30 protein-coding genes and 1 tRNA gene are annotated in these 24,491 nt (G+C 71.8%); 11 read left to right on the top strand and 20 right to left on the bottom strand.

Annotated elements, in window-relative coordinates; translation table 11 throughout:
* Positions 1–22 precede the first annotated feature (22 nt).
* From ACIB24_RS00155 to ACIB24_RS00130, 6 genes are all read right to left on the bottom strand, one after another.
* The gene (locus ACIB24_RS00155; RefSeq protein WP_398273385.1) at positions 23–364 is read right to left on the bottom strand and encodes a PRC-barrel domain-containing protein; all 342 of its coding nucleotides are present in this window, start codon (positions 362–364) and stop codon (positions 23–25) included.
* Entirely contained in the window at positions 351–716 is a 366-nt protein-coding gene (locus ACIB24_RS00150; RefSeq protein ID WP_398273382.1) for a hypothetical protein, read from the bottom strand. Before ACIB24_RS00150 ends, ACIB24_RS00155 begins: the two co-directional genes overlap by 14 nt.
* Positions 717–745: 29 nt before the next feature.
* Positions 746–1,984: an NRAMP family divalent metal transporter gene (locus ACIB24_RS00145; protein ID WP_398273379.1), complete on the bottom strand. Its 1,239-nt coding sequence runs from the start codon at positions 1,982–1,984 to the stop codon at positions 746–748.
* Positions 1,981–2,463: a hypothetical protein gene (locus ACIB24_RS00140; RefSeq protein ID WP_398273376.1), complete on the bottom strand. Its 483-nt coding sequence runs from the start codon at positions 2,461–2,463 to the stop codon at positions 1,981–1,983. Before ACIB24_RS00140 ends, ACIB24_RS00145 begins: the two co-directional genes overlap by 4 nt.
* Before the next feature lie 44 nt (positions 2,464–2,507).
* The gene (locus ACIB24_RS00135) at positions 2,508–2,873 is read right to left on the bottom strand and encodes a nuclear transport factor 2 family protein (RefSeq protein WP_398273374.1); all 366 of its coding nucleotides are present in this window, start codon (positions 2,871–2,873) and stop codon (positions 2,508–2,510) included.
* Between the two features lie 106 nt (positions 2,874–2,979).
* A tRNA-Arg gene (locus ACIB24_RS00130) sits at positions 2,980–3,052 on the bottom strand.
* A 166-nt stretch (positions 3,053–3,218) separates the two neighbouring features.
* Between ACIB24_RS00130 and ACIB24_RS00125 the strand changes: the two genes are divergently transcribed.
* The 3 genes from ACIB24_RS00125 to ACIB24_RS00115 all read left to right on the top strand — a co-directional run bounded on the left by ACIB24_RS00125 (position 3,219) and on the right by ACIB24_RS00115 (position 4,620).
* The gene (locus ACIB24_RS00125; RefSeq protein ID WP_398273371.1) at positions 3,219–3,449 is read left to right on the top strand and encodes a hypothetical protein; all 231 of its coding nucleotides are present in this window, start codon (positions 3,219–3,221) and stop codon (positions 3,447–3,449) included.
* 138 nt (positions 3,450–3,587) lie between these two features.
* On the top strand, positions 3,588–4,025 hold the full coding sequence (locus ACIB24_RS00120; protein WP_398273368.1) for a hypothetical protein: 438 nt from the start codon (positions 3,588–3,590) through the stop codon (positions 4,023–4,025).
* Positions 4,026–4,053: 28 nt separating this feature from the next.
* On the top strand, positions 4,054–4,620 hold the full coding sequence (locus ACIB24_RS00115; RefSeq protein ID WP_398273365.1) for a TetR/AcrR family transcriptional regulator: 567 nt from the start codon (positions 4,054–4,056) through the stop codon (positions 4,618–4,620).
* Here ACIB24_RS00115 and ACIB24_RS00110 read toward each other — a convergent pair.
* Positions 4,599–6,032 (bottom strand): MFS transporter, encoded by a 1,434-nt coding sequence (locus tag ACIB24_RS00110; RefSeq protein WP_398273362.1) that lies wholly within the window; start codon positions 6,030–6,032, stop codon positions 4,599–4,601. The two genes, ACIB24_RS00115 and ACIB24_RS00110, sit on opposite strands and share 22 nt — an antisense overlap.
* 126 nt (positions 6,033–6,158) lie before the next feature.
* On the opposite strand from ACIB24_RS00110, the gene ACIB24_RS00105 reads away from it, so the two are divergent.
* Positions 6,159–6,614, top strand: a complete 456-nt coding sequence (locus ACIB24_RS00105) for a peroxiredoxin (RefSeq protein ID WP_398273359.1) — start codon at positions 6,159–6,161, stop codon at positions 6,612–6,614.
* Positions 6,615–6,623: 9 nt separating this feature from the next.
* On the opposite strand, the gene ACIB24_RS00100 is transcribed toward ACIB24_RS00105, so the two are convergent.
* Entirely contained in the window at positions 6,624–7,397 is a 774-nt protein-coding gene (locus ACIB24_RS00100) for a hypothetical protein (protein WP_398273356.1), read from the bottom strand.
* A 211-nt stretch (positions 7,398–7,608) separates the two neighbouring features.
* On the opposite strand from ACIB24_RS00100, the gene ACIB24_RS00095 reads away from it, so the two are divergent.
* A complete protein-coding gene (locus tag ACIB24_RS00095; protein WP_398273353.1) occupies positions 7,609–8,838 on the top strand; it encodes a glycoside hydrolase family 16 protein in 1,230 nt (409 codons plus the stop codon).
* Positions 8,839–8,890: 52 nt separating this feature from the next.
* Here the strand turns inward: ACIB24_RS00095 and ACIB24_RS00090 are convergent, their stop codons facing one another.
* Genes ACIB24_RS00090 through ACIB24_RS00080 form a run of 3 tightly spaced genes read right to left on the bottom strand, consistent with a single transcriptional unit; the run spans position 8,891 to position 11,019 of the window.
* Positions 8,891–9,598 carry an urease accessory protein UreD gene (locus ACIB24_RS00090; protein ID WP_398273350.1) on the bottom strand — a complete coding sequence of 236 codons (708 nt, stop codon included), beginning with the start codon at positions 9,596–9,598 and terminating at the stop codon, positions 8,891–8,893.
* A gap of 7 nt (positions 9,599–9,605) precedes the next feature.
* Positions 9,606–10,286 carry an urease accessory protein UreG gene (gene ureG, locus ACIB24_RS00085; protein ID WP_398276664.1) on the bottom strand — a complete coding sequence of 227 codons (681 nt, stop codon included), beginning with the start codon at positions 10,284–10,286 and terminating at the stop codon, positions 9,606–9,608.
* Positions 10,287–10,335: 49 nt separating this feature from the next.
* A complete protein-coding gene (locus ACIB24_RS00080) occupies positions 10,336–11,019 on the bottom strand; it encodes an urease accessory protein UreF (RefSeq protein WP_398273347.1) in 684 nt (227 codons plus the stop codon).
* Positions 11,020–11,088: 69 nt separating this feature from the next.
* On the opposite strand from ACIB24_RS00080, the gene pnuC reads away from it, so the two are divergent.
* From pnuC to ACIB24_RS00065, 3 genes are read left to right on the top strand one after another with little or no spacing between them, the layout of a single operon-like run.
* The gene (gene pnuC, locus ACIB24_RS00075) at positions 11,089–11,772 is read left to right on the top strand and encodes a nicotinamide riboside transporter PnuC (protein ID WP_398273344.1); all 684 of its coding nucleotides are present in this window, start codon (positions 11,089–11,091) and stop codon (positions 11,770–11,772) included.
* A gap of 2 nt (positions 11,773–11,774) precedes the next feature.
* Positions 11,775–12,914 (top strand): AAA family ATPase, encoded by a 1,140-nt coding sequence (locus ACIB24_RS00070; RefSeq protein WP_398273342.1) that lies wholly within the window; start codon positions 11,775–11,777, stop codon positions 12,912–12,914.
* Positions 12,911–13,645, top strand: a complete 735-nt coding sequence (locus ACIB24_RS00065) for an NUDIX hydrolase (RefSeq protein WP_398273339.1) — start codon at positions 12,911–12,913, stop codon at positions 13,643–13,645. Before ACIB24_RS00070 ends, ACIB24_RS00065 begins: the two co-directional genes overlap by 4 nt.
* Before the next feature lie 7 nt (positions 13,646–13,652).
* On the opposite strand, the gene ACIB24_RS00060 is transcribed toward ACIB24_RS00065, so the two are convergent.
* The 5 genes from ACIB24_RS00060 to ACIB24_RS00040 form a co-directional block, all read right to left on the bottom strand.
* Positions 13,653–15,374 carry an urease subunit alpha gene (locus ACIB24_RS00060; RefSeq protein WP_398276661.1) on the bottom strand — a complete coding sequence of 574 codons (1,722 nt, stop codon included), beginning with the start codon at positions 15,372–15,374 and terminating at the stop codon, positions 13,653–13,655.
* The gene (locus tag ACIB24_RS00055) at positions 15,371–15,682 is read right to left on the bottom strand and encodes an urease subunit beta (protein ID WP_398273336.1); all 312 of its coding nucleotides are present in this window, start codon (positions 15,680–15,682) and stop codon (positions 15,371–15,373) included. Before ACIB24_RS00055 ends, ACIB24_RS00060 begins: the two co-directional genes overlap by 4 nt.
* Before the next feature lie 12 nt (positions 15,683–15,694).
* Positions 15,695–15,997 (bottom strand): urease subunit gamma, encoded by a 303-nt coding sequence (locus ACIB24_RS00050; RefSeq protein WP_398273333.1) that lies wholly within the window; start codon positions 15,995–15,997, stop codon positions 15,695–15,697.
* 231 nt (positions 15,998–16,228) lie between these two features.
* Complete coding sequence (locus ACIB24_RS00045) at positions 16,229–16,702, bottom strand: nucleoside deaminase (protein ID WP_398276658.1); 474 nt, start codon at positions 16,700–16,702, stop codon at positions 16,229–16,231.
* Between the two features lie 110 nt (positions 16,703–16,812).
* Positions 16,813–18,240: an MFS transporter gene (locus tag ACIB24_RS00040; RefSeq protein ID WP_398273330.1), complete on the bottom strand. Its 1,428-nt coding sequence runs from the start codon at positions 18,238–18,240 to the stop codon at positions 16,813–16,815.
* 99 nt (positions 18,241–18,339) lie between these two features.
* Between ACIB24_RS00040 and ACIB24_RS00035 the strand changes: the two genes are divergently transcribed.
* From ACIB24_RS00035 to ACIB24_RS00025, 3 genes are all read left to right on the top strand, one after another.
* On the top strand, positions 18,340–19,023 hold the full coding sequence (locus ACIB24_RS00035) for a TetR/AcrR family transcriptional regulator (RefSeq protein WP_398273327.1): 684 nt from the start codon (positions 18,340–18,342) through the stop codon (positions 19,021–19,023).
* A 10-nt stretch (positions 19,024–19,033) separates the two neighbouring features.
* Positions 19,034–19,516 (top strand): NUDIX hydrolase, encoded by a 483-nt coding sequence (locus tag ACIB24_RS00030; RefSeq protein WP_398273324.1) that lies wholly within the window; start codon positions 19,034–19,036, stop codon positions 19,514–19,516.
* A gap of 77 nt (positions 19,517–19,593) precedes the next feature.
* On the top strand, positions 19,594–20,679 hold the full coding sequence (locus ACIB24_RS00025) for an acyltransferase family protein (protein ID WP_398273321.1): 1,086 nt from the start codon (positions 19,594–19,596) through the stop codon (positions 20,677–20,679).
* On the opposite strand, the gene urtE is transcribed toward ACIB24_RS00025, so the two are convergent.
* Genes urtE through urtB form a run of 4 tightly spaced genes read right to left on the bottom strand, consistent with a single transcriptional unit; the run spans position 20,646 to position 24,293 of the window.
* Entirely contained in the window at positions 20,646–21,338 is a 693-nt protein-coding gene (gene urtE / locus ACIB24_RS00020) for an urea ABC transporter ATP-binding subunit UrtE (protein ID WP_398276655.1), read from the bottom strand. The two genes, ACIB24_RS00025 and urtE, sit on opposite strands and share 34 nt — an antisense overlap.
* Before the next feature lie 44 nt (positions 21,339–21,382).
* A complete protein-coding gene (gene urtD / locus ACIB24_RS00015; protein ID WP_398273318.1) occupies positions 21,383–22,168 on the bottom strand; it encodes an urea ABC transporter ATP-binding protein UrtD in 786 nt (261 codons plus the stop codon).
* Positions 22,165–23,415 carry an urea ABC transporter permease subunit UrtC gene (gene urtC, locus ACIB24_RS00010; protein WP_398273315.1) on the bottom strand — a complete coding sequence of 417 codons (1,251 nt, stop codon included), beginning with the start codon at positions 23,413–23,415 and terminating at the stop codon, positions 22,165–22,167. Before urtC ends, urtD begins: the two co-directional genes overlap by 4 nt.
* Positions 23,412–24,293, bottom strand: coding sequence for an urea ABC transporter permease subunit UrtB (gene urtB / locus ACIB24_RS00005; protein WP_398273312.1), 882 nt, complete (start codon positions 24,291–24,293; stop codon positions 23,412–23,414). Before urtB ends, urtC begins: the two co-directional genes overlap by 4 nt.
* Between the last annotated feature and the right edge of the window lie 198 nt (positions 24,294–24,491).

The raw sequence follows: 24,491 nt of genomic DNA, 5'->3' as shown, positions 1-24,491 counted from the left end.
GCCTCGGCGGTGGTCAGCACGCTCACCACTCCCCGGAGACGTCGGCGACGTTGCGGGTGACGTCGGCCGCGGCGCCGCGCAGACGCACGACATCCGGCCCCCAGGAGGCGACGTCCGTGGCGGCCACGGCCAGCGCCGTGTCTCGCCGGCCGCCCCGCAGAAGTCTCAGCAGGACGGCGGGGCCGCGGGTCCGCCCGTCGACGAACCCGAAGCGGTGGGCCAGGTCGTGCCCGCCGACGACCAGCCAGCGCACCGGCAGCCGCCCGTCCTGCAGGTGCGGGTCGACCCGCAGGTCCCGCAGCGGGCCCAGGTCGCGACCGTCGGCGTCCAGCACCGGGCGGCCCAGCAGGTCACTCGCGTGCATCGCCACCCCCGGGAAGTCGGGAGACCAGGTGGACGCCGAGCCAGCGTTCCAGCGGCGCCACGCCCGGCAGGAGGTGCAGGGGACGTTCGAGCCGGATCAGCGGGTTCCAGCTCTCCACCAGCGTGATCGGCAGGGGCGGGGCGGGCGGCTGCGTTCCGGGGGCCAGCCGGACGGCGGTCGCGGCGCTCAGGCGGCCGAGGGCGCCTCCGAGCCGGGGGGCGAGGGCCGACAGACCGACCTGCAGGGCGCGGGGCGCGCCGTCCTCGGCGAGTTCGACGTCGTCCACACGGCCGATCGGCCGTTCCTCGGCGTCGACCACCTGCTGGTCGAGGATGTCGAGCCGTAAGCTCATCGTCGCACGGGGCCGGCCGGTGTCCGGGCTCATCCCGCACCTCCACGGGTAAGGATCAACAGGGGCAACGCCGCCAGCGAGACCAGGCAGGTCAGTGCCAGCGTGACGACGCCGACCCCGTTGGACAGCCGCCCGTTGCGGTATCGACCCATCACGGTCTCGTCGTTGCCCACCAGCAGCGGCGGCAGCAGCGACAGCGGCAGCAGCATGGCGCTGAAGACCACGGCCACGATCGTCACCCGGATGGGATCCAGGGTGGTCAACGCCAGCGCCGCCGACACCAGCAGAAGCGCCCCCGCCACCGTGGTGAAGCGAGCGGTCTGGGCGGGCGGGCGGACCTTCCCGTACGACCAGCCGAAGTATTGCGCAACGTCGTAGCCCGTCGCGAACAGGGTTTCCATGGTCGCGCCGAACGTCGCGGCGAAGATGCCGATGGCGGCCAGCGCCAGGCCCACCTTGCCCAGCGCGACCACCACGGGCAGGGCGGTCTGGCTGATGTGGCTCACCTCGATGCCCGCCGGGTAGTAGACGACGTAGGCAGCGGCCTGGATGGCGATGGCCAGCAGGCCGCCCAGCGGGAAACCGATCAGGACGTTGGTACGCATCTCGCCGAGGGACTTCGGTCCCCACCCGTGCTCGACGCCGCCCGAGGAGAAGAAGAACATCTCGTAGGGGGTCATCTGGGCCCCGATCAACGTGATCGCGAAGAAGGCGTACACGGGCCAGGTCTCGCCCGCGGTGGGGGCGACGGTCGTCGCCGAGTGCCACAGATCGCCCCAGTCCGGGTGGAGCTGCCAGACGGCCACCACGAACACCAGCATCGACAGGCCGAGGATGCCGTAGAGCCGTTCCAGCACCTCGAAGGGCAGAGCCCACAACGACACCGCGACCAGGGCCGTCGCCAGGGGGATCCAGAAGAGGTAACTGATGTCGGTGACGAGCTGGAAGGACAGTGCGATCCCGCTCAGCTCGGCCATCACCAGCAGACCGGTGACCAGGAACGAACCCACCAGGGCCACGAGACCGTACCGTGGTCCGAGGCGCGAGCGGGCCAGATCGAACGCCGGCCGCTTCGTGACCGCGACGATCCGCCCCGACATCTCGGCGTAACACATGATCCCGATGACGGCGAGCACGGTCACCCAGGCCAGCCGCAACCCGAAACGGGCGCCCACCAACGCATCTGCGACGAGGTCGCCGATGTCGATGAACCCGCCGATGGCCGACAGCGTGCCCAGGGTGAACGCGAAGACCTTCGACGGTTTCACGAGTTCAACGCTCCGAGCGCAGTGTCGGTCCGGGTGCGGAGCTCATCCAGGCCGGCAGCCTCCTGCACGACGTCGCCGGTGCGACCGGCGCGAGCCGCGATCCGCAGCTGAGCCAGCCGTTCCTCCACCTGGTCGCCCAGGGTGACGACCTGGGACCGCAGCTCGGTCTGACCGCCGACCGGCTCGTAGGCGGCGAAGCGGTTCAGCGTGCCCCCGGCGTCCGTCTCCAGCTCGGCCAGACCGGTGCGGGTCGTGCGCAGCGGACTGCGCCCGGCCTGCAGTTCGCGACCCCACAACTGAGCTGTGGCCAGTTGGCTGCTGAACGACGACAAGGTCTGGCGGGCCTCGTGCCGGTACCCCTGGGCGGTCAGCGGGGGAGCGGCCGTGTACCAGACGCAGCCGACCAGGATGGCCAGCAGTCCGAAGCCGGTCAGGGGCAGGCGAGCGCGGATCGTGCACCTCCTCCGGACGGGTTTCAAACCCTAATGGCGCCCCCGCGAAGGCGCTCGCGCACGGCGCACGGTCAGGTGACGATCTTCCAGTACGAGTCCTTGCGGCGGATCCGCCCGTCGTCGGTCAGGTCGAACAGGTCGCAGCCGCGCACCACCACCCGCTCGCCGTCGGGTGTCGTGCCGGTCAGCAACCACTTCGACACCGCGTGCGCGCCGCACACCCAGTGCTCGTCGTCGGTGTAGCTGACGTCGGGTAAACCGGAGAACCGTTGCGCCAGGCCGCGACGCACCTCGTCCTGGCCGGTGAAACGGGCGCCCCACGGGTCGGGCCCGCGGGGCGATTCGAAGACGCAGTCATCGGCGAAGAAGCTCATGATCCGGTCGAGGTCGTGAGCGTTGAAGGCATCCAGGAACGCGCGCAGCGTGTCGGTGGTCATGCCCCTGAAGCCTGCCCACCGCCGGGCGGGGCGCGGAAGAGGCGCGGGTGGGGTGGCGGCACTCGCCCCCCAACCGGACCGACAAGACGGGGGCCGGGCAACGGGGTGCCCCCGAGAGGGATCGAACCTCCGACACACGGTTTAGGAAACCGTTGCTCTATCCACTGAGCTACGAGGGCATGGCGGCCGATCGGGCACCAACCCGAGCCCAACCGCCGTCCAGCAGGCTACCGGAACGGTGGTTCACCCGTTCGGCCCCTCAAGACGCACCCGGCGGGCACCGATTGATCTGCCCAACTGGTTCACGGAAGAACTCGGGGCAGAACCTCAGCCGGGAGGTGGCTGATGAGCATCGGAGCAGTTTCCCCCACGACCCTCTTCACCGCGCAGGTCACGAACCCGTCCGCGTCGCTCGCCTCGGTGGTGGCGGTGCTGGCGGCCCGTCCGGACCTCGCCGGTACAGCCGGTAACCCGGCCGGTCCGCTCGCGCACCTGGTCGCGCAACGCCAGGCGCTCGCGAACGAGACCGACCTCACCGGCGCCGCTTCGAGCGGCCACGTCGACGCCTACATCTGAGGCGTCCCGCAGACCCCTGACCGGGGCGGTTGCATCAGGGCTTCCGCCCCGGTCGGGGCACCAAGGGCCCGGCGGACGACGCCGGCCGGGCCGGTCACGCGCGCTTGCGGTGCGTGCCGCTCGACCTACCGTCGAAGCATGGCCAAGGACATATCCCTCGAAGACCGACCGGTACCCACGACCGACGATTCCACCGACCCGGCGCTGACCGTCCCGCCGCCCGATCAGGACCTCGACCGGGCCCGCGTCCGCTCCCAGGCGGCCCGCGCCTCGCTGGAGGCCGGCGAGGCCGCGGTCGAGCACGCGCAGCTGGCGCTCGTCACGCACGAGGCGAGGGTGACCGCCCGCCGACGCAGCCTCAAGCAGGCCCGCAAGCAGATCGAGCACGACGAGGCGGCGCTGAAGAAGCTGAAGCGCGAGAAGCCCGAGCTGGACAAGAGACTCAAGAATGCCCGGCGGGCGGCGGAGAAGGCTCTGAAGAAGGCTCGCAAGCAAGAGGGCAAGTACGACGAGGCGATGCTGCGCCACGTCGTCGACCGGGAGAAGACGATCGACCGCACCCTGCACACCGTCTGACGTGATCCACACCCGGTAGGCTCGGGCCGTGTCGAACGTCGCCGGTCACGGGCCTTCGGGTCAGGGGGCGACGACCCGCGCCGCGATCGCCGAGGCGGCGTCCCACCTGTTCGCCGAGCACGGCTACGCCGGCACGAGCGTGCGGGCCATTGCGGCGGCCGTGGGCATCGACCCGGCGCTCGTCGTCCGCTATTTCGGTTCCAAGGAAAGGCTTTTCCTGGAGACCGTGCGGCTCCCGCTGCCGATCGCGAAGGCCTTCGACGGGCCGCTGGAGAGCCTGGGGGAACGCATCGTCGAGGCGATGCTGTCGGGAAATCTGCCCGAGCGGCTGGCGACGATGGGGGCCCTGATGCGCGCCTCGGACTCGGACGCGGTGCGTGAGAAGGTCCGGGAAATCGGCGAACTCACGTTCATCCACCCGCTGCGCGCCCAACTCGCGGGGCCCGACGCCGACCTGCGGGCCCGACTGATCGGGGCGCAGATGAACGGCCTGCTCATCGCGTTGGGGATGGACGACGACCGCCTGACCCACGTCGAGCGGGCCAGGCTGGTCGCCGTGTACGGGCGGGCGGTTCAGGCGCTCGTCGACGGCTGACGGGTCGGCACGAGCGCGGTGATCGCCACCCCGACGAACGCCGCGACGGCCCCCACGACGAAGCACAGCCGGAACGCGCTCTGTGTCGGGATCGCGTGGCCGCCGAGGTCGAACGTCGACGACGTCAGCAGTGAAACCATCGCCGCCGAAGCGATACTCGTTCCGACGGAACGCATCAGGCCGTTGATCCCGACGGCGGAGCCCGCCTCCGCCAGCGGTACTGAGCCGAGGATCAGCGTGGGCATGGCCGCGTAGGCGATGCCGATGCCGGACGACGAGACGACGCTGGCGATCAGCAGCTGCCACGGCGCCGACATCAGGAACACGGCGACGATGTAGCCGGCCCCGACGACCGCGGCGCCGATCATCAACGTGCCCCGGGCGCCGATCCGGTTGATCAGCGTCGAGGAGACCGGGGCGAAGACCAGCATCATGAGCCCGGCGGGCGCCATCCAGAGGCCGGTGGCCAGCAGGCTCTGCCCGAGCCCGTACCCCGTCGCGGTCGGCATCTCCAGCAGCTGGGGCACGACGATCGACTGCGCCATGAGCGCGAAACCGACTGCCACGGCGGCGATGTTGGTCAGCAGCACCGGACGGCGGGCGGTCACCCGCAGGTCGCAGAGCGGCTCGTCCTGGCGCAGCTCGTAGAACCCCCAGGCCAGCAGCACCAGCACGCCGACCACCAGGAAACCGAGCGTGCGCCCGGTGGCCCAGCCCCAGTCGTTGCCCTTCGAGACCCCGACGAGCACCGAGACCAGACCGACCGCGAGGCCGACCACGCCGACCGCGTCGATCCGCCCGCCCTGGGCGTCGTTGACGGCCGGCACGAACACGACCACGGCGAGGGTGACGACGAGAGCCAGGGCGGCCGACGTCCAGAACAGCACGTGCCAGTCGAAGTCCTGAGCGATCCACGCCGACAGCGGCAGGCCGATGGCCCCGCCGACGCCGAGCGTCGCGGAGACCGCCGCGATCGCCGTGGCGGTGAGTTTGGGCGGGGTGACCTCGCGGATCAGCGAGATGCCGACGGGGATGAAGCCCATCGCCATGCCCTGCACGGCCCGGCCGACCAGCATCGGCAGGAGCGAGCTGGACAGCGCCGCGACGAGCGAGCCGACCACCAGGAGTCCGGCGCTGACCACGAGAACCCGCTGCTTGCCGAACATGTCACCGAGGCGCCCGGCGACGGGCATGGTCACGGCGGCGGTGAGCAGCGTGGCGGTGATGACCCACGAGGCGTTGGCGGCCGACGTCCCGAGCAGCTGCGACAGCTCACCCTGGATCGGGATCACCATCGTCTGGGTCAGGGCCGCGCTCAGCCCGCCGAAGCAGAGCGTGACGACCGTGATGATCGCCGAGGCGGAAATGCGTTCGTCGACGTCGGACGCGTCGAGGACCGGCGCGGAAGTCATGGAGGACCCTTCAAGGAAGCGGAGGAACCCTCCAAGTCAACAGCGTTGACAGACGCGTTGTCAACGCCGTTGACCCGTGCGGAGCCTCCACTTGTGATCAAGGTCCGAAATGTTCAAGGTCGAGTCATGCTGCGCGCCGGAGACACCGCCCCCGACTTCACCCTTCCCGACCAGGACGGCAAGCCCGTCACGCTGTCCGAGCTGCTGGTCAACGGCCCGGTGGTCCTCTTCTTCTACCCGGCCGCGTTCACGCCCGGCTGCACCGCGGAGAGCTGCCACTTCCGCGACCTGGCCGGCGAATTCGCGCAGTACGGCGCCCAGCGTCTGGGCATCAGTGCCGACCGGGTGGACAAGCAGCGCGCGTTCGCCGACAAGCACTCGTTCGACTACCCGCTCCTGTCCGACCCCGACCGCACCGTGGCCGAGGCGTTCGGCGTCCGCCGCCGGTTCGGGCCCACCCCGGTGAAGCGGGCGACCTTCGTGATCGGCACCGACGGCACGATCGTCGAGGCGATCGCCAGCGAGCTGCGGATGGACAAGCACGCCGACGACGCCCTCGCGGCGCTCAAGCTCAACCTCTGAGAAGGACCGTCAGAGAACGGTGATCAGGTCCGACTCGCCCCGGGTGATGTTGTAGGTGAGGTTGTTGAGCCGGGACTTCGTGGCCGCCGTCAGCCAGAACACGTACGGCTGACCGCTCTGCAGCCCGGTCATCGTGGTCTGCACCTTCGTGCAGGTGCCGGGCGCCTTGAGGGTGATCACCTTCGCGACGCCCTTGCGCCCCTCGGCCAGTGGGTCACCGGTCTGCTGACCGCCGCCGCCCATGGGCACGCCGACGACGTCGTACGTGCTGGCGTCGGGATCGCCGATGTCCCACCAGCTGATCGTCGCCGTGCCCTTGCCGGGCGTGATGGTCAGGTTCTGCACCTGGTTACCCGGTCCGCGCGGCTGGAAGCAGGACGAGCGGGGCTTCAACTTCCACTCGGCGTTACCGGTGGGCACCCCGCCGCGCAGCCAGCTCTTCGGGTTCTCGGGGACGTCGATCGCAGGGCGCGAGGGCAGGGTCGGCTTGCTCGGCCCGTTCGACGACCCGGTCCCGACCTGCGGCACCCCGCGCCAGATCGACCACTCCTGGCTCTTGTCGTTGTTCATCCAGCCGTCGCCCCACCAGTCGTGCTCGGAGTCGAGGGGGTAGCTGTACGAGGCGACCGGTTGCAGGTTCAGGGCCTGGTCGGACGACGAGAACCGGTCGACGACGGAGCCGATCACCGGCGACAGGGCGCCGCTGACCAGCAGCCAACCCGTCAGGCCGGCCAGACCCGCGAGCACGGCCAGGCCGTACCGCGTCGCCGACGCGCGTGCCATCGCAGGTGCCTCCGGAGGGTGGGTCGAGAGCGAGCCTCGCTGACCCATCGGCGGGCCCGGCGCCGTCCCGCCGAGCCCCGAACCGCAGTCACCCGGACGGCGCAGCGCGCCGCTCGCGTAGTCGTCCCGTCACCCGATCGCCGGTTTCCGGGTTGGGCACGATCCGCGTAATGTGCCCGTTTGTCGCGTCGGACCGGGTGAGGGGCGGGAGATGGCAGGCACACGCCGCTGGCGGCGGACCGCTCTCCTCGCCTGCGCGCTGGTCCTGGGTCCCGCCCTCGCCGCGCTGACCGCCACGCCGGCGGAGGCCGCCTCGAGCTGGAAGACGGTCCGCACCGAGGAGTTCTCGGGCTCGTCCCTGCCGAAGGGCTGTGAGTCGTACTCGGGCAAGTACGCGGGTGGCGCGAGCACCTGGAAGCGGGACGACGTCGACGTCAAGGGCGGCCTGCTCAAGCTGAAGCTGGAGAAGCGGAAGTCGGGCAAGAACGCCTACACCTCGGGCGGGGTCGGCTGCTGGGGCTGGGCGCAGAAGTACGGCCGCTACGAGGTGCGCGCGAAGATCCCGGCCGGCAAGGGCATCGACTCGTACATCACGCTGGTCCCGGCGAAGCCGAAGAAGAGCGAGACCAACGCCTGGACCGGCATCGAGCTCCTGGCCCCCGGCACGGAGACCGCCTACATCACCAACGGTTACGGCAAGCAGGCCGAGACGGCCCACGTCGACGGCAGCTACTCCGACGAGTTCCACACCTACGTGGTCGAGTGGGCCCCCAAACACCTGCGCGTCCTGGTGGACAAGAAAGAGGTCTTCTACTCGCAGCAGGCCTACAAGGGCAGCCGCTGGTTCGGCCTGGTGATGAGCAACGGCGACCAGCTGACCGGCGTCCCCGATGCCACCACCAAGTTGCCCGCCACCTTCCAGATCGACCGCGTGAAGGTCTCCTCCTACACCGGCCACCCGCCGAAGGTGACGGCCGCTGACAAGGCCCTGTTGGCCTCGGCGGCCCCGTCGACCGAGGGCCCGGCCAAGGCGCCGGCCACCACGCCGGCCCCGACCGCGCTGACCGCGCAGACCGGCGACAGCCCGGCGCTGGCCGGCGGGATGTGGCCGTGGCTGCTCGGCGGCAGCGTGATCGCCGGGTCGGCGATGCTGCTGCTCAGCTACCCGGGGCGCCGCGACCGGGGGCGGCGGCCCGCCTCCCGGGCGCCGCAACGCCCGCCGGCCCCGCAGCGCACCCAGGTCCGCACGTCGGCGCCCCCTGCGCCGAGCCGGCCGGCGCCCGGTCGGGGTCGGCAGCCGTCACCGGGCGGGCCGCGCCCCGGGCCGCGCCCGCCGGCCGATCGGCGCCCCCCGGCGGAACGGCCCCGGCGGGATCAGCCGGCGCCGCCGACCCGGGCCATCCAGCAGCCGTCGAACCCGCTGTTCACCGACCGCTCCTAGCGCGTCCCGGCTGGGCGCGGTGTGACACCGCGCTCACCGGGTGGGCGCAGTGTCACACCGCGCCGACGACAGGCGCGCGGGCCAGCGCCAACGCGCCCTCGACCTCGGCCAGGACGCCGGTCGCCGAACCCCCGACGCCGGTCACCAGTACTCCGCCCGCGGCCAGGGGCATCGCGACGCTGTGGCCCGTCGTCGCCGGCCGGACCTCCAGCGCGGTGTCGACCAGCGTCACCACCGACCGTTCGGGCAGCAGCGCCGAGCGCAGCGTGTGCCGCAGCACCGGCGAGGAGTCGCGCAGCACCGCCGTCCGGCCCACCCAGTCGCCGCCGCCCTCACCGGCCCGGCCGAGCACCACCTGCTCGACCAGCCGCAGCTGCGCGTCCCCGGTGAGGGTCACCGACGTGACCGCCTCGTGCGCGGCCCCCGCGCACACGACGGTCGGTTCCATCGCCAGCTCGAGCAGGCCCCCGTCGTCCACCTGGGCCTCGATGAGCAGGCGCGAGTCCGGCTGTGCGGCGCCCGGGTAGACGACGGTCGCCGCCGCCGAGCGCACGTCGAGCGACGCCCCGGCGCCCACCCGCAGCGAGACGAGGACCTCGTCGCCGCCGAGCGGCCCGGCCGCCGTGCCGACCAGGTATATCTGTCCGCGGGCAGTCTGGCGCCCGGCGAAGTGGCCGCCCGAGCGCCCCTCGCTGCGGACCGACGTGATCGCCGTCGAGCCGCCCCGCAGCTCGGCGACCACCTCGATCCGCGACTTCACGAACGCCTCACGCGTGCGCGTGCGAGTGGTCGAGCTGGTGCAGCACCCAGTGCGCGACGTCGCCGGCCGAGGGGTCGTCGCGCAGGCTCTGCATGATCACCGGCTTCTCACCGCGGACCACCTTGGCGTCGCCGCTCATCACGTCGAGGTCGGCACCCACCAGCGGGGCGAGGTCGGTCTTGTTGATCACGAGCAGGTCGGCCGTCGTGACGCCCGGCCCGCCCTTGCGCGGCACCTTGTCGCCGCCGGCCACGTCCACCACGAAGATCTGCGCGTCGATCAGCCCCTTGGAGAACGAGGCGGTCAGGTTGTCACCGCCCGACTCGACCAGCACCAGGTCGAGCGGGGGCAGCCGCTCGATCAGGTCGTCGATGGCGTCGAGGTTCGCGGTGATGTCGTCGCGGATGGCGGTGTGCGGGCAGCAGCCGGTCTGCACGGCGACGATGCGCTCGTCGGGCAGGACGGCGTTGCGGCGCAGGAAGTCGGCGTCCTCGGTCGTGTAGATGTCGTTGGTGACGACGCCGAGCTGCAGCTGCGCGCCGAGCGTCCGGCACAGCGCGGCGACCGTGGCGGTCTTGCCGGAGCCGACCGGTCCGCCGATGCCGATGCGCAGCGGACCGTCCGGTCCGGAGAGCTTGCCGGGGGCCAGCGGCGCGTGCGGGTCGTCGGGCGTGATCTCGTGCGGCAGGGCCGCCGGGCGCGGGACGCCGAACCGGGCGCTGTCACCGGGGTGCAGTTCAGGACGCAAAGAGTCGCTCCTCACGGGATGCGTGGCGCTCGGCCAGGAGGTCGAGCAGGGGGTCTGAGTCGTCGGGCAGGCCGTGCGCGGCCTCGCGGGCGACCGTCTCGACGGCGTCGCCGAGGCGAACCGTCACGGCCGCCACCGACACCGGGTCGAGGGCCAGCAGCCGCTGGGCCGCGGTGCTCGGCGCGGACACGGCCAGGTAGGCGGCCACGAGGGCGGCGGCCTCGGGGGAGTCGCCCGCGGCGGCGGCCGCGCAGCCCAGCACGACGGGGTGGTGCGGGCGGGCGCCGAGGTCGGTCCAGTTCAGCGCGGCGCTGGGCGCGGCCCACGCGGCCCGGGCCGTGCGGAGCAACCCGCGGCCCTGGGCCCGGGAGGCGGCCCGCTGGGCGGGGGAGGGCGTGCGCGCGTCGGTCTCGGCGTCCAGCACGGTGAGGGCCCGGACGACGCCGGCCGGGTCGGCCGCCCGGCTCGCCAGCCGCGTCGCCTCGGCCGCCACTCCGGCGGTGACCAGGCCCTGGCTCAGCAGCCGCCGCTCGAGGAACGCCTCGAGCGTGCCGACGTCGTGCACCAGGCCGTCGGTGATGGCCTGCTCGATGCCGCCCGAGTGCACGTGCCCGCCGCTGGGCAGGCGCTGGTCGGCCAGCGCCAGGAGCGATGCGGAAGCGGTCGGGAGCACCCGGGAAGGGTAAGCGCCCCGTGTTACGGCTGTTGACTTCACGCGCCCGGTCCGGCATATATTGTCGAAGTGACTCTAATTCAAGGGTGGGTTCAGGCGTTCCTCGACGCCGCGAACTCGGTGGCCTTCACGGCCTTCGGGGTCGGGACGACGTGGGGCGAGGTGGCGGGGTTCGCGACCGGGCTGCTGTGCGTGTGGCTGGTCGCCCGCAACCACGTCCTGAACTGGCCGGTGGGGGTGGTCTCGTCGGGCTACTACCTGCTGGTGTTCTGGACGGCGGGCCTGTTCGCCGACTCGGTGCTGCAACTCGTCTACATCGCACTGGGTCTGCTCGGCTGGTGGTCGTGGCTGCACGGAGGGGAGCAGCGCACCGAACTGCCGATCACCCGGGTCACGGGGTACCAGTGGGGGGTGCTCGTCGCGGCGGGGACGGCGGGCACCCTCCTCATGGCCCTGGTCGTCCGGCACGCGACCACGTCGACCGTGTACTGGTTCGACGCGCTCACCACCGTCCTGTCGCTGCTGGCCACCTGGGGGCAGGTGCGCCGCAAGCTCGAGTCCTGGTGGCTGTGGATCGCCGCCGACCTGATCTACGTGCCGCTCTACCTGTCCCGCGACCTGGCGCTGACCGCCGGCCTGTACCTGCTCTTCCTGGGCCTGTGCGGCTACGGCCTCCTGGCGTGGTGGCGGCTGCTCGCCGAGCAGGAGAAAGCCCGCTCCACCAGGGAACTCGTGGTCGAGAGAGTGGCCTGAACGTGTCCGACCGGTGGCGCCACGGCCTCGTGATCGGCAAGTTCTACCCGCCGCACGCCGGTCACCACCACCTGGTCGACGTCGCCGCCGCGCGGTGCGAGCGGCTCACCGTGCTGGTGATGGCCGCCACCGGCGAATCGGTGCCGCTGGCCCGCCGCGTCGACTGGATGCGGGCGCGACACCCGCAGGTCAGCGTCGTCGGGGTGACCGACGACCTCGAGATGGACCTGCAGTCCGACCGGGTCTGGGCGGCGCACGTGGCCCTGATGCGGGCCGCCCTCGAACGGGACTGCGTGCTGCAGGGACGGCCGGCGGCCTCGGCTGTCGTCGACCTGGTGGCCAGCAGTGAGACCTACGGCGAGGAACTGGCGCTGCGGTTCGGGGCCGACCACCTCGCGGTCGACCTCGACCGGTCGACGCACCCGGTGTCCGGTACGGCGGTCCGGGCCGACCCGGTCGCGGCCTGGGCCCACCTCGCCCCGCCGGTGCGCACCGGCCTGGCCCGGCGGGTCGCCTTCGTGGGCGCCGAGTCCACCGGGACGACGACGGTCTCGCGTCGGGTGGCCGCCGCCCTGCGGCGGTGGGGCGGGGTGTGGTCTTCGACCGGCTGGGTTCCCGAGTACGGTCGTGCCTACACCGAGGGCAGGCTGGCGGTGGCCGCGGCGTTGGCCGTGGCCGTCGGGGAGGCCCCGCCCGCGATGGACCGCCTGACCTGGACCCCGGAGGACTTCGTGGCCGTCGCCGAACGCCAGGCTCGGCTCGAGGCGCTGGAATCCGCCTCGGGTGGGCCGGTTCTCGTGTGCGATACCGACGCCTTCGCGACCGACGTGTGGCACCGGCGCTACCTGGGCACCTACAACCGGGACGTCCGGGCGGTCGCCGACCGGCGCCCGGCCGACCTGTACCTGCTGACCGACGACGCCGGGGTGCCGTTCGTCCAGGACAGCCTGCGCGACGGGGAACACCTGCGGGCCTGGATGACTCGCGAGTTCGCCGAGCAGCTCGAGGCGTCCGGGCGGCCGTGGCACCTGTTGTCGGGGCCCGAGGACGAGCGCGTCGCCGCCGCCCTCGCGCACGTCGACGCCCTGGTCGCCGGCGACTGGGGCTTGTCCCCGCCGCCCGGGCCCGCGAGGGCCGGGTGACGACCGGCTACGACCCGCGGGCGTTCCCGCCGTTCGCGGTCACCGTCGACCTGGCCCTGTTCACGATCCGGAACGGGGTCTTCACGGTCCTGCTGGTGGAGCGGGGCGGGGAACCGTTCGCCGGGGCCTGGGCGCTGCCGGGGGGCTTCCTGCTCGAGTCCGAGGACGCGGCGACCGCCGCCCGCCGCGAACTCGCCGAGGAGACCGGGGTGGACGTCGCCGCGGCCGGGGTGCACCTGGAGCAGCTCGGCACCTACTCCGCTCCCGACCGCGACCCGCGGATGCGCGTGGTGTCGGTGGCCCACGTGGCGCTCGCCCCCGACCTGCCCGAACCGCAGGCCGGGACCGACGCGGCCCGGGCCCGGTGGTGGCCGGTCGGTGAGCTGGCCCCCGGGAGATCCGACCAGGGCCCGCAGCTGGCCTTCGACCACGCGCTGATCCTCGCCGACGCCGTCGACCGGGTCGCCGCGAAGCTCGAATACTCCACGCTGGCCACCCGTTTCGTGCCGCCGACGTTCACCCTCGGCGAGCTGCAGGCCGTCTACGAGGCGGTCTGGGCGGTGCCGCTCGACCGGGCCAACTTCCGCCGCAAGGTGCTGTCCGCCGACGACATGGTCCGCCCGGACGGCGGGGACCCGCGGCTGACGGCCGGTCGTGGCCGCCCGGCCGCCCTCTACCGGGCCGGCCGGGCCACCACGCTCAACCCGCCGCTGCTGCGGCCGGCTCCGTGACCGGCGCTCAGAACATGAAGTAGCGCTGGGCCATCGGCAGGGTCTCGGCGGGCTGCTCCTCCCACACCTCGCCGTCGATCCGCACCGTGAAGGTGTCGGGCTCGACCTCGATGTGCGGGGTCGCGGTGTTCTCGGGCATGTCGGCCTTTCCGCGGCTGCGCACGTTCTCGACGCCCACGAGGCGCCGGTTCACGTTCAGCCGCTCGGCCAGGCCGTCCTCGATCGCCTGCGGGGCGACGAAGTGCACGCTCGTGGCCGCGGCCACCGGGGGAGCGGCGCCGAACATCGGCCGCGGCAGGACCGGCTGCGGCGTGGGGATGCTCGCGTTCGCGTCGCCCATCTGCGCCCAGGCGATCATGCCGCCCTTGACCACGACGTGCGGACGGACGCCGAAGAACGCCGGGTCCCACAGCACCAGGTCGGCGAGCTTGCCCTTCTCGATGCTGCCGATCTCCCGCTCCATGCCGTGCGCGACGGCCGGGCAGATCGTGTACTTGGCGACGTAGCGGCGGGCCCGCAGGTTGTCGTTGTCGGTGTCACCCTCCAGCAGGCCGCGGCGCACCTTCATGGCGTGCGCCGTCTGCCAGGTGCGCAGCACGACCTCGCCGATGCGGCCCATCGCCTGCGCGTCGGAGCCGATCATCGAGATCGCGCCCAGGTCGTGCAGCAGGTCCTCCGCGGCGATCGTGCTCGGCCGGATGCGGGACTCGGCGAAGGCCAGGTCCTCGGGGATGCTCGGCGACAGGTGGTGGCAGACCATCAGCATGTCGAGGTGCTCGTCGAGCGTGTTCACGGTGTGCGGCCGGGTCGGGTTCGTCGAGCTGGGCAGGATGTTGGAAAGCCCTGCCACGGTGATGATGTCGGGCGCGTGCCCGCCGCCGGCCCCCTCCGTGTGGTAGCTGTGGATCGAGCGCCCGCGGATCGCGGCCAGCGTCGACTCGACGTACCCGGCCTCGTTCAGCGTGTCCGTGTGGATGCTGGCCTGCACCCCCGACTCGTCGCACACGGTGAGGCAGGCGTCGATGGCCGCGGGCGTCGTCCCCCAGTCCTCGTGCAGTTTGAAGCCGGAGGCGCCGGCCCGCAGCTGCTCCCACATCGCCTCGTGCGAGACGGTGTTGCCCTTGCCGAGCAGGGCGACGTTGACCGGCAGGCCGTCCATCGCCTCGAGCATGCGGGCCAGGTACCAGGCGCCCGGGGTGACCGTGGTCGCCAGAGTGCCGTGGGCCGGCCCGGTGCCGCCGCCGATCAGCGTGGTGATGCCGTTGCCCAGCGCCTCGGGCACGATCTGCGGGCAGATGAAGTGCACGTGGCAGTCGATCGCGCCCGCGGTCAGGATCTTCCCGTTCCCGGCCAGGATCTCGGTGTTGGGGCCGACCACGAGGTCGGGGTGGACGCCGTCCATCGTCTCGGGGTTGCCGGCCTTGCCGAGGGCGACGATCCGCCCGTCGCGCACCCCCACGTCGGCCTTGACCACGCCCCAGTGGTCGAGCACCAGCGCGCCGGTGATGATCAGGTCGGGCGTGCCCTCGCCGCGGGTCGCCCGGGCCTGGCCCATCGACTCACGCAGCACCTTGCCGCCGCCGAAGACGGCCTCCTCACCGGCCTTTCCGGGCCCCCCGCAGAGGTCTTCCGTGGGCGAGATGAGCAGGTCGGTGTCGGCCAGGCGCACCTTGTCGCCGACCGTCGGGCCGTACAGCTGGGCGTAGCGAGCCCTCGAAAGCTCCATCAGGAATCCAACTCTCCGGGCGCGGGGATCGACAGGCCGGGGACGACGCGCGCCCCCTTCAGCGGGACCAGCTCCACGTCGCGGTCGACGCCGGGCTCGAACCGGACGGCGGTGCCGGCGGCGATGTTCAGCCGCTTCCCGAACGCCGCCTCGCGGTCGAACTCCAGGGCCTTGTTCGAGCTGGAGAAGTGGAAGTGGCTGCCGACCTGGACGGGCCGGTCGCCGGTGTTCGTCACGTGCACGACCGTGACCTCGGAGCCCTCGTTGAGCGTGATGCCGCCCTCGACGGGGATGACCTCACCGGGATGCATGTCGGGCCTCCGTCAGGGGATCGGGTTGTGGACGGTGACGAGCTTCGTGCCGTCGGGGAACGTGGCCTCGACCTGGACCTCGACGAGCATCTCGGGCACCCCCGGCATCACGTCGTCCCGGCTGAGCACCTCGCGACCGGCCTGCATCAGGTCCGCGACCCGGCGCCCGTCGCGCGCGCCCTCCAGCAGGAAGCTGACGATCACGGCGGTGGCCTCGGGGTGGTTCAACTTCAGCCCGCGGTCCTTGCGCCGCCACGCCAGGTCGGCGGCGTAGCTGATCATCAGCCGTTCCTGCTCGTGCGGTGAGAGCTGCATGTCGGTCCTGTTCGTGGGCTGTCCGGGCGTGCGTCGATGCCTCGTCCATCGTGGCGGCCTGAGCACGGTAGGGCCCGCAGATGACAACCGTGTGTCGTCGCTCGGCGGGGTTCAGGTGGGCACCCGGTTCACCCGGGCGGGCCTCTGCCCGTCGGTGGTGAGCGCGATGTCCGGCCAGGCGATCACTGTGTGGCTCCGGTGGCTCATGGCGCCGCCGAATCCACACGATGATCAGGCGCCGTGGAGTCTGGCGTGCAGGGAGCGCATGCGGTCGGCGAACTCGGGGGCCGGGCCGTCGACCGGCACGTGCGGGGCGACGTCCTGCACGGGTAGTGGGCGCACGCGCCCGCCCTGTACACCCAACTCGGCCAGCCAACCGGTGAGCTGCTCGCTCGATGATGCGTAGACGATGCGGCCCAGCCCGACCCAGGCGTGGGCAGCCGAGCACATGGGGCAGTGCTCGCCCGACGTGTAGACGGTGGCGGCGGCCCGGACGTCGGGTTGGAGCCGGTTCGACCAGCGGGCCAGCGTGAACTCGGGGTGCTCGGTCTCGTCGGCCAGGGTGTTCACCCGGTTGCGGGCCTCGGCCAGCACCGCGCCGTCCGCGTCGACGAGGACGGACCCGAACGGTTCGTCCCCGGCCTCGAGCGCCTCCTCGGCCAGCTCGACGCAGCGCAGCAGGTGTCGTCGGTCCTCGTCACTGATCACCGTCCCATCTTCCTTCGTGATCATGCAGAAACGCACCCTGCAGGTCGCGGTGAGCGGTGAGCTCACCCCGATCGCACGGTGCGTTTCTGCATGATCACGAACGAGGGTCAGGCGACGGCCATCGCCTCGGCGAGCTCCTCCTCCGTCGGCACCAGCTGGCGGGAGGCCGCGGCGAGCAGCAGGTTGCCGGCGCCGAGCACGGCGGCCAGCAGCAGGCCGCGGTGGAACCCGTCGACCAGGGCCTCGACCTGGGTGGCACCCGCGGTGAGGGACGACGTCACCACCGACGTCGCCAGCGTCGAGATGACCGCCAGCCCGAGCGCGCCGCCGACCTGGTAGCCGGTGCTGACGATGCCCGCGGCCGCCCCGGCGTCCTCGTGCGAGATCTCCGACACGGCCCCGATCTGCGCCGGGACGCCGATGCCCATGATGCCGGCGCCGTAGAGCAGGAAGCCCGGCAGCAGCTCGGTCACGTAGGACCCCGTCGCCGAGGCCTGCGTCAGCAGCAGCAACCCGGCGACGCCGATGACGGCCGAGACGACCTGGGTGGGTCGGGTGCCGATCCGGGGGACGAGGGCCGACGCGACCATGGCCCCGGCGATCGCCGCGATCCCCATGGGCAGGAACTGCAGGCCCGTCTCCAGCGCGGAGAGGCCCTTCACCTGCTGCAGGAACAGTGCGGACAGGAAGAACATCGCGAGGAACGCCCCGCCGTTGAGGGCCAGTGCGGCGGTCGACGTGCTGAGCGTGCGTGACCGGAACAACCGCAGCGGCACCAGCGGCGACGTCGAGCGGGCCTCCGCGGCGATGAACAGGGCCAGCAGCGCGGCCCCGCCGACGAGCGACGACAGCACCTCCGCGGAACCCCAACCCTGCGACTCGGCCCGGATCACGCCGTAGATGATGGCCAGCACCGAACCGGTACCGAGTACGGCGCCGAGCACGTCGAACGAGCGCGGTCCGTCGGTCACGACCCGGCTGTCGCCGACGGTCGAAGGAGTCAGGGCCAGCAGGGCGACCCCGATCGGGACGTTCACGAAGAACACCCACTCCCAGCCGGCGGCGTCGACGAGCACACCCCCGGCCACGACCCCGAGGGTGCCGCCGAGGCCGGCCAGGCCGCCCCAGATACCCATGGCGATGTTCCGGTCCCGCCCGGCGGCGAACGTCACCGTCAGGATCGACAGCGCGGCCGCCGACATCAGCGCCCCGCCGAAGCCCTGCACGGCGCGCACCGCGATCAGGACCCCCTGGGAGGTTGCGAGCCCGCCGGCCAGCGACGCGGCGGTGAACAGCCCCAGCCCCGAGGCGAACACGCGGCGCCGTCCGAGCAGGTCGCCCAGCCGGCCGCCGAGCAGCAGGAAGCCGCCGAAGGCCAGCGTGTAGGCGCTGATCACCCACTGCAGGTTGTCGGCGCTGAACCCGAGCTCGACCTGCATGTCGGGCAGCGCGACGTTCACGATCGTGACGTCCAGAACCACCATGAACTGGGCGAGCGCCAGCACTGCCAGCGTGGCCCAAGGACTCCTGCGCATCGTCCTCAACTCTCTCTCGTACGTAGTAACTGGTCGACGTACCTGTACGTCGTACATCTACGTCGCACAGGCAACCATGTACGGTGTATAGTTGTCAACGTGGTGACTCGGACGGCGGCAAAAGCCCAGGCCAAGGAGCGGTTGAGCCGCGAGGCGGTGGCCTCGGCGGCGCTCGCCCTGGCCGATGCGGAGGGCATCGACGCCCTGACCATCCGGCGGCTGGCCACCGATCTCGGGGTCACGCCGATGGCGCTGTACTGGCACTTCAAGGACAAGGACGCGCTGCTCGACGGCATCGCCGAGGCGGTCCTGCTCGAGGTGCGGCTACCGGACGACGACCCGACCGGCCCGTGGGACGCTCGCCTGGGCGCCCTGCTCGACGCGCTGCTCACGCCGCTGGCCGCTCACCCCGCGGTGGCCGAGCTGCTGAAGAAGCGGGTGCTGCTCAGCGAACCCGGCCGCGAGATCACGGAACGCGCCCTGACCCTGTTGCGGGCCGGTGGGTTCGACGCCGAGCGCGCCTCCCAGCTCGCCGTCTACGCGCTGCTGTTCATGACCAGCATGGTCACCGGCATGCCCGGCCTGTCGTTCGGCACCGACGAGGAGGCCCGGGAGCAGGAGATGCGCACGAAATGGGCTGCCCTGCAGGCGCTCCCGCCGAAGAAGTACCCACACATCATCGAGTCGGCCGGGCCGTTGACCGACTGCGCCGCCACCGACGAGTGGCTGGGTTTCGGGATGCGCACGCTGATGGCCGGCATCCGCGGTCAGGCGCCCGCCTAACCTGTCGGTCGTGCCCGTACCCGAATTCATCGTCGAGCTGCGCTCACACGTCGGCCACGCCCAGCTCTGGCTGCCCGGGGTCACCGCCCTCGTGCAGGACGACGCCGGTCGCCTCCTGCTCGGGCAGCGCGCCGATTCGGGCCGGTGGGCGCTGCCCAGCGGCATCCCGGACCCGGGGGAGGGGATGGCCGCGGCGATCGCGCGCGAGGTGCGGGAGGAGACCGGGGTGAGCGTCGCGGTCGAGGCGCTGATCGCCGTCCACACGGTCCCCCCGATCACGTACCCCAACGGGGACGTGACCGCCTACGTCGACCACCTGTTCCGGTGCCGCTACCTCGACGGCGAGGCGCACGTGGCCGACGACGAGTCGCTCGACGTCGGCTGGTTCGCCCCCGACGAGCTGCCCGAACCCCTGGCCAAGCGCACCCCCGGCCTGCTGAGCTGGGCTGCCGAGCACGCCTCCACCGGACGGACGTACTTCGACCCGGTTTAACTGCGGGTCCGTCCGGCGTTCTGGTATTTGTCCGAACATTCGATCTTTCTCGACACGGATGAACGGCTCACTCCAGGATGGCAAGTCCCTCGCGCCCCGCGGCGCGTACCGCGTGGCTCGACGTCGGTCGTGGCCTCGCGATCACCCTCGTCGTGCTCCTGCACACCACCGAATGGCTCGCGACCGCCGGCCGGCCCTCGGCCGCGTGGACGACCTTCCACGTCTTCGCCACCGGTGTCCGGATGCCGTTGTTCTTCGCCATCTCCGGCCTCCTCGCGGCCCGGCGCGTCCAGGAGTCGTGGCGCGACCTGCTGACCGGGCGGGTCCTCCTGCTGACCTGGGTGTACCTCGTCTGGGAGGCGGTCGGTTCGGCGAGCGCCCTGGCCGCCGCGCAGATCACCGGCGACCACCTGTACCCGCTGCGGATGCTGGAGTCGTACCTGGCGGTCGTCGTCCGGCCCCGGTTCGAGCTCTGGTTCCTCTGGGTCCTGGTGATGGCGCTGCTTCTGGCCCGCGCGACGCGGCGGGTGCCGGTGCCCGTGCAACTCGGCGTCGCGGGTGTCGCGTCGGCCGTGTTCTTCTCCGACCTGGTCCCGCAGCTGAACCAGGGCTGGGACGGCCTGGTCCGGTTCTACGTCTTCTTCCTGATCGGCCTGCACCTGCGCGGCCGGCTGCTGGCCCTGGGCGAGACGATGCGCCCGGCGCGGGCCTTCGGTCTGGTCGCGGTGTGGGCCGGCCTGGCGGCCGGGGTGCAGTGGCAGGGCTGGGACGGCGCCCCCGGCGTCGGTCTGCTGGTGCGGCTCGCCGGTCTGGTCGCCGGGGTGGCGCTGGCCACGCAACTGACCGGCGTGCGGCCGTTGCGCTACCTCGGGTCGCGAACCCTGCCGGTCTACCTCGCGCACACGCCGGTGATCGTGCTGGTGGTGTGGGGCCTCACCGTGTGGGACACGTCGCGCGCCGACGGCTGGGCGTACACGCCCCCGGTGGCCGCGTTCGCCGTCCTGGTGTCCCTGGGCCTGCACAGGCTGACGCGGGTGAGCCCGGCCGGCTGGCTGTACCGCCCACCGGCCGGGCTCACCGCCCGGCTGCGTTCCCTACGCCGTCGGGTCCCCGCACCCGTCGACGGTGCTCAGACGGACAGGGCCGCCCGCACGGCGGCCTGAGCCTGCTCGCCGCCCGCGCCCTCGCTGGTCACCCGGCCGGACTCCAGCACGTAGTAGTGCTGGGCCGCCTTCAGCGCGAACCCGACGTGCTGCTCGACGAGCAGCACCGAGAGCCCGCCGCGCTCGACGAGCATCATGATCTTGTCCTCGATCTCGGAGACGATCGACGGCTGGATGCCCTCGGTCGGCTCGTCGAGCAGGAGCAGCTTCGGCTCGGTGATCAGGGCCCGGGCGATGGCCAGCTGCTGGCGCTGACCGCCGGACAGCAGGCCCGCCCGTCGGTCGCCGAGCTCCTTCAGGATCGGGAACATCTCGATCGCCTCGGCCATCGACTTCTTGCCGTTCTTGCGGCCGTCCGCGATCAGCTGGAGGTTCTCGGTGGTGGTCAGGTGCGGGAACGACTGCTGCCCCTGCGGGACGTAGGCCATGCCGCGCGCGACCCGCTGGTGCGGAGCCAGTTTCGTGATGTCCTCACCGGCCAGCAGGATCTTGCCCGACCGCGGTCTGAGGATGCCGGTGGCGGCGCGTAGCAGCGTGCTCTTGCCCGCGCCGTTGTGGCCCATGACGGCCGAGACGCCGTCGGTGGGCACGGAGACGGAGACCCCGTGCAGCACCATGGATCGGCCGTAACCGACTTCCACGTCGACGAACTCGAGCATCGAGCCGCCGGTGCTGACGACCTCGGGCTCGGTGGCGGTCGCGGTCATGCCTTCTCCTTCACCATGCCGGAGGCGATGGCCTCCTCGGTCGCGGCCTGCCCCAGGTAGACCTCCTGGACCTTCGGGTCGCCCTGGACCTCGGCGACCGTGCCCTCGCTGAGCTTGGTGCCCTGGTGCAGCACCGTGACGCTGCGGGCGAACTTCCGCATGAAGTCCATGTCGTGCTCGACCACGACGACCGTTCGGGTACCGGCGATCTCGTTGAGCAGCTCACCGGTGGCGTCGCGCTCGTCGTGGCTCATCCCGGCGACGGGTTCGTCGAGCAGCAGCAGCTTCGAGTCCTGGACCAGCAGCATCCCGATCTCCAGCCACTGCTTCTGGCCGTGCGACAGGATGCCAGCGGGGGTGTTCAGCTGCTTGGTCAGCTTGATCGTGTCCAGCGCCTCGGCGACCTCCTCGGGCACGCCCTTGCGCTTGCGCAGCATGGTCATCACCCCGCGCCCGGCACCCGCGGCGATGTCGAGGTTCTGCAGCACGCTGAGCTCCTCGAACACGGTCGCGGTCTGGAAGGTGCGCCCGATGCCCATCCGGGCGATCTGGTGCACCTTCTTGCCGTGGAGCTTCTGCTCGCCGAATTCGATGGTGCCGGTGGACTTCACGAGCCCGGTGACCGCGTCGACGATGGTCGTCTTGCCGGCGCCGTTCGGGCCGATCAGGAACCGGATGTCGTTGCGCGGCACCTCGAGGTCGACGCCGCCGACGGCGACGAAACCGTCGAACACCACCTTGAGGTCGCGGATCTTCAGGCCGGCGAAGATCTGGTCGGTCATGCCTGGCCTCCCTTCACGGTCTCGGGCTCGTCGGTCTCCGGTGCCGGATCGCCGGTCTCGTCGTCCTCGGCGGCGGTCTCGGCCTCGATGCCCGCCTCCAGCACCGCGGCCCCGTCGGGGCCGGGCGGGACCTCGAGGACGACGTCCTCCTTCGGCACCCCGGCCAGCCGCTGCCGGATGATCGGGCCGAGCGAGGCGACCCCGCCGGGCAGGAAGGCCACGACGACGATGAACAGCGCGCCGTAGAAGTAGTTCCACGAGTCGGGGTAGGCCTCGGACAGCGAGGTGCTGGCCCAGGCCACCGCGACGGCGCCGACGATCGGCCCGAGCAGCGAGCTCCGACCGCCGACCGCGACCCCGATCACGAAACCGATCGAGGGCACGATGCCGATGCTGGAGGGGTTGATCGCCCCGACCACCGACACGAACATCGCGCCGCCGATGCCGGCCATACCGGCCGCCACGACGTAGGCGAAGATCTTGATGTTGGCCGGGTCGTAACCGAGGAAGCGGACCCGCTCCTCGGCGTCGCGCACCGCCACCAGCACCTCGCCGTAGCGGCTCTGCATCAGCTGGCGCACGACCGCGACCAGCACGAGCACGATCGCGGCGGCGATGTAGTAGATCATCGTCCGGTTGACCGGGTCGTCGAGGCTGTAGCCGAAGAAGGCCTGGATGTCGGTGAGACCGTTGGTGCCGCCGGTCTTCTCCTGGCTGCCGACGATCAGCAGGGCCAGGGCCGCGGCCAGGGCCTGGCTCAGGATCGCGAAGTAGGCGCCCCGGACCCGGCGCCGGAAGATCATCGAGCCGAGCCCGAAGGCGACCAGCATCGGCAGGGCGACCACGGCGATCAGGGCCACGACCGGTGAGCGGAACGGCTCCCACCAGAACGGGACGGCGTCGAAACTGCCGTACAGCTGCATGAAGTCGGGCAGGCTGTCCGGCCCGCCCAGCGCCGCGGCGTCGGCCAGCTTGAAGTGCATGGCCATCGCGTAGCCGCCCAGGCCGAAGAACACGCCCTGGCCCAGGACGAGCATGCCGCCCCGGCCCCAGGCCAGCCCGATGCCGATGCCGACCATGCCGAAGCACAGGTACTTCGCGAGCAGGTCGAGGCGGAACTGCGGCAGGGCGGCCGGGGCGACGGCGAACAGCAGGACGGCGGCCAGCGCGAACCCGGCCAGCGCGCGGGCCTGCGGGCTGCGCACCGAGAAGCGTGACGGGGCGGCGGTTTCGGTGACGGTGCTCATGCGAGGCTCCTCGTCCGCACGGTGAACAGGCCCTGCGGCCGCCACTGCAGGAAGGCGACGATCAGGACGAAGACGATGACCTTCGCGCTGGTGGCCGCGGTCTCGAACTCGATGTAGGCCTGCAGGATGCCCAGGGCGAACGCCGTGATGACGGCGCCCTTCAGCTGGGCGATGCCGCCGACCACGACGACCAGGAAGGCGTCGATGATGTAGACGGTGCCCAGGTTCGGGCCGATCGGCCCGAGCAGGGTGAGGGCGACGCCCGCGACGCCGGCCAGGCCGGAACCGATGAAGAAGGTGAGCCGGTCGACCGTGGCGGTCGGGATGCCCGACACGGCGGCCAGGTTGCGGTTCTGCACCACGGCGCGGATCCGGCGGCCCAGCGGCGTGTACTTCAGCGCCGCGCTCAGGGCCAGCACGACCAGGACGGCGAGAACCAGGATGAAGAGCCGCTTCTCGGCGATCGAGGCGCCCCCGATGTCGATGCTGCCGGTCAGCCACTCGGGTGCGTCGACCTGCTTGTTGGGCGCGCCGAAGATGCTGCGGGCCGCCTGCTGGAGGATCAGCGAGACGCCCCAGGTGACGAGCAGCGTGTCGAGCGGGCGGGCGTAGAGCCGCTGGATCAGGGTCACCTCGAGGATGACTCCCATCAGGCCCGCGACCGCGAAGGCGACGGGGATGGCCACGAACAACGAGACGCCGACGCTGGAGATGACCTGCTGCAGGCAGTAGACGGTGTACGCGCCGGCCATGATGAATTCGCCGTGCGCCATGTTGATGACGCCCATCTGACCGAAGGTCAGGGACAGCCCGAGGGCGACGAGCAGCAGGACTGCTCCGATGCCGATCCCGGTGATGAGCTGGTTGACGAGCAGCATGCTGTGATCGCCTCCGGGGGAATGGTTTTGGGGTAAAGCACGCGGTGGCGGGGGGGGCGGCGGCCCCCCCCCCCCCCCCCCCGGGGGGGGGGGGGGGGGGGGGGGGGGGGGGGGGGGGGGGGCCCCGCCGCCCCCGCCGGGGCCGCCGGCTGGGCGGCGGGCGCCGGGGCCATCGGCGCCGGGGCGGCGGGCGCCGGG

Source organism: Spongisporangium articulatum (assembly GCF_044465595.1).
In the GTDB taxonomy this organism is placed as follows: domain Bacteria; phylum Actinomycetota; class Actinomycetes; order Actinomycetales; family Kineosporiaceae; genus Spongisporangium; species Spongisporangium articulatum.
This window is presented reverse-complemented; position numbering and strand designations above follow the sequence as displayed.